Here is a 3,242-nt window from a genome sequence, read left to right as displayed (position 1 = left end):
TGGCCCAGCTTGATGGCGGCCGGGCCAACCGCGGCCAGCCCGCCGGCAAAATCGGGCGTTGTCGGCGCCCCAGTGCCGAACCGCGCCAGCTTTGCCACGAAGCGGGTGGCCAGTGGCAGCCGGCCGTCCTCGAACGGACGCAGCGCGCCATGGCGGGCCATCCGCCGGCCCCAGACCAGGAGCCGCCACAGGTGCAGCGCGGCAATCAAGTCAGACTTTCCAGCCCGAATGGATGGCCACGGCGCCCCCCAGGATCGGGCGATAGCGAACCTGGGTGAAGCCCGCCTCGCCAATCATCCTGGCAAAGTCCGGCATGGTGGGGAAGCGGCGGATCGATTCGATCAGATAGCGGTAACTGTCGGCATCCTTGGCCACCAGTTCGCCGATGCGGGGCACCAGCTTTTCCGAATAGACGTCGTATATGTCGGCAAAGCCCGGCCAGGTGGTGGTGGAAAATTCGAGGCAGAAGAAGCGGCCGCCAAAGCGCAGCACGCGGTGGGCCTCCTTCAGCGCTGCCGGAATGTCGGTGACGTTCCTGATGCCAAAGGCTATCGTGTAGGCATCGAAGCAGCGATCGGGGAACGACAGGCGTTCGGCATTTTCCTCCCGCCACACCAGGCTGGTCAGGCCCTTCTCGGCGGCGCGTTCCATGCCCACTTCCAGCATCGCCGGGTTGATGTCGGCCACCGTCACGCTGGCACCCGATGCCGCCAGGCGGAAAGCGATGTCCCCCGTGCCGCCGGCCATGTCGAGAATATCCTCGCCCGCCCGCGGTTTCACCAGGCGCACGAAATCATCTTTCCACAGCCGGTGCATGCCCGCCGACATCAGGTCGTTCATGATGTCGTAGCGCTTGGCCACCGAGCGGAACACCTCGCCCACGCGGCGGGTCTTTTCCTCGGGCGCCACGTCCTCATAGCCGAAGCTGACGGTCTTGTTCATCGCCGGTCCTTTTCGCCGCCGGGGCTTAGCTTAGGCTTGGCGGCCATGCAAACGCCCCCTATGTCGCGGCGGTGCCTGAGCTTCCCGAAGTCGAAACCGTGATGCGTGGCCTGGCCCCGGTGTGGGAGGGCCAGCGCTTCACGCGCGTCATCGCCAACCGGCCGGACCTGCGTCGGCCGCTCCCCGAAGCGCTGGGGCAGCGCCTCACGGGCGCCACCGTCACGCGGCTCGCGCGCCGCGCCAAATATGGCCTGGTGGAAACCGACCGTGGCGACACGCTGATCATCCACCTCGGCATGTCGGGCCGCATGCGAGTCGATCCGGGTGATCTCCTGAAGCACGATCATGTCGTTTTCGAAACCGGCAACGGCCGCATCGTGGCCTTCAACGATGCCCGCCGCTTCGGCAGCCTCGATCTCTCGCCCACGGCCGATCTGGCCAACCATCCCCTGATCGCCGGCATCGGGCCGGAACCGCTCGGGCCGGGCTTTGGCCTGCCGCTTCTGAAGGCGATCTTTGCCGACCGGCTGGCGCCCGCCAAGGCGATCCTGCTCGATCAGCGGCTGATCGCCGGGCTGGGCAACATCTATGTGTGCGAAGCGCTGTTCCGGGCCGGCATCCATCCCGCCACGCCAGGCTGGCGGGTCAGCACGGCCGAGCTGGCGCGGCTGGCCCCCGCCATCCCGGCCGTGCTCAATGAGGCGATCGCGGCCGGCGGTTCGACCTTGCGGGACCATGCTGCGCCCGATGGCACGCTGGGCTATTTCCAGAAGGACTTTGCGGTCTATGGCCGAGAGGACGAGGCATGCCCGGCCTGTGCCACGCCTGTGGCGCGCATCGTCCAATCCGGCCGGTCGAGCTTCTTCTGCCCTGCCTGCCAGCCCGTGGCGCGGCGGCGGCGAAAGGCTTGACCGCACCGCGGCCCTCGCCTATGGGCCTCAGCTTCCGGCGCGACCCGCAAGGGTTGGCGCGCGCTCCACATTGACCAGATTTGCAGGACAACAATGGCCAACACGCCCCAGGCTGAAAAGCGCATCCGCCGCAACGATCGCCGCGCCGCGGTGAACAAGGCCCGCGTCAGCCGCATCCGCACCTTCGTGAAGAAGGTGGAGGCCAGCCTCGCCGCCGGTGATGCGGCCGCTGCCGCTGAAGCGCTGAAGGCGGCCCAGCCGGAAATGATGCGCGGCGTGTCGAAGGGCGTGCTGCACAAGAACACCGTGGCCCGCAAGATCAGCCGGCTGACCAGCCGCGTGAAGGCCCTGGCCTCCGCCTGAACCGGCACCGCCGGTCGCAACATTGTCCCGGCACCTTTGGCCTGACCGCATGAGCGGGCGACAGGCCTTGTGTTGAGCCCTTGTTGACAGCCCTTGCCCCTGTCATCCGTCGCCGACCCTGGCGGCCTGGCTGACGTTAACAGAGGTTGATCCTCGAGTCGCGGCCGCCGGCCCCGGCAAGTCGCGGATCAGATGGGGAACGCGGCCATCCGCGCCCCGCGCGCCGCGTCCCATCCTCCGAAAAGTGGTGGTAGTGACCATGACTCCCGCGTAATCAAACCGTCATTCCTTTGACACAAAAATCCAATGACTTGGGGCTCGCCACCACTGCGGACGGTTGTTGGCATCCTCGCGATTCGTATCGATTTTCCAGAGAGTTGAACCCTGCCCCAAGGGAGGCCTGTCACAAGCCTGTCAACCTTTTTATTTGGGTGCGGAGCCAATTTGCGCGCTTGCCGGCAGGGGCAGGGCTTGCTTATTTGCACCTCGGTTTGGCCCACCCGGCGTGATGAGCGCCACCAGGGGCCAATCGATATCACGCGATGCAGGCTGGGCCCTGGTTGGGGCGCGGGCGGACAAGTGCGCCCGCTGCTTCGGAGCCGTGCCGGTGTCGAATTTTCGGGGATTGGCCTTGGGCGCGGCTGCGCCGGAGCCAAGTGTATGCCGGGGGCGGCGGAAGGGCGGAGTGCGTGTCGACGGCTTTTGCATCTGTCATTCCAACGGGGCAGCAGCCCCTGCTGCAGGGCGGTGGCGACATCGACCAGGACAGCTGGAACCGGGTGCGGCAGTCCCTGAAACAGGAAGCCGGCGACCATAGCTTCGAAGTCTGGCTGGCGCCTCTGGTGATGGCCGGCTGCGATGGCGACACGGTGCGCCTGTCGGCGCCGTCGGCCTTTGCGGCGGACTGGGTGAATGGCCATTATGGCGACCTCCTGCGCCGCCTTTGGGGGCAGCAACGGCCGGGCGTGCGCCGTGTGCTGGTGCAGGCCGGGGCCGTGGTGCCGCCACCGCCGCCGGTGGGCCGCG

At 67.2% G+C, this 3,242-nt stretch carries 4 protein-coding genes and 1 pseudogene; 3 read left to right on the top strand and 2 right to left on the bottom strand.

Features of this window, described 5'->3' with window-relative positions; all coding sequences use genetic code 11:
* Together GJV64_RS12895 and GJV64_RS12890 are read right to left on the bottom strand one after the other, a co-directional pair.
* Positions 1–209, bottom strand: a pseudogene (locus GJV64_RS12895) (ubiquinone biosynthesis protein UbiB); the annotation flags it as partial.
* Between the two features lies 1 nt (position 210).
* On the bottom strand, positions 211–942 hold the full coding sequence (locus GJV64_RS12890) for a class I SAM-dependent methyltransferase (protein ID WP_164157716.1): 732 nt from the start codon (positions 940–942) through the stop codon (positions 211–213).
* A 71-nt stretch (positions 943–1,013) separates the two neighbouring features.
* Here GJV64_RS12890 and mutM point away from each other — a divergent pair, with 71 nt between their 5' ends.
* From mutM to GJV64_RS12875, 3 genes are all read left to right on the top strand, one after another.
* Positions 1,014–1,853: a bifunctional DNA-formamidopyrimidine glycosylase/DNA-(apurinic or apyrimidinic site) lyase gene (gene mutM, locus GJV64_RS12885; protein WP_164157714.1), complete on the top strand. Its 840-nt coding sequence runs from the start codon at positions 1,014–1,016 to the stop codon at positions 1,851–1,853.
* Positions 1,854–1,946: 93 nt separating this feature from the next.
* The gene (gene rpsT / locus GJV64_RS12880; RefSeq protein WP_164157712.1) at positions 1,947–2,216 is read left to right on the top strand and encodes a 30S ribosomal protein S20; all 270 of its coding nucleotides are present in this window, start codon (positions 1,947–1,949) and stop codon (positions 2,214–2,216) included.
* Positions 2,217–2,905: 689 nt separating this feature from the next.
* Positions 2,906–3,242, top strand: a 337-nt coding sequence (locus GJV64_RS12875; RefSeq protein ID WP_328799190.1) for a DnaA N-terminal domain-containing protein, incomplete at its 3' end; no start/stop codon positions are given.

The organism is Sandarakinorhabdus rubra (genome assembly GCF_010994245.1).
GTDB classification, from domain to species: Bacteria; Pseudomonadota; Alphaproteobacteria; order Sphingomonadales; family Sphingomonadaceae; genus Sandarakinorhabdus; species Sandarakinorhabdus rubra.
The sequence above is the reverse complement of the archived record's forward strand: the minus strand, read 5'-3'. Positions and strand labels throughout refer to the sequence as shown.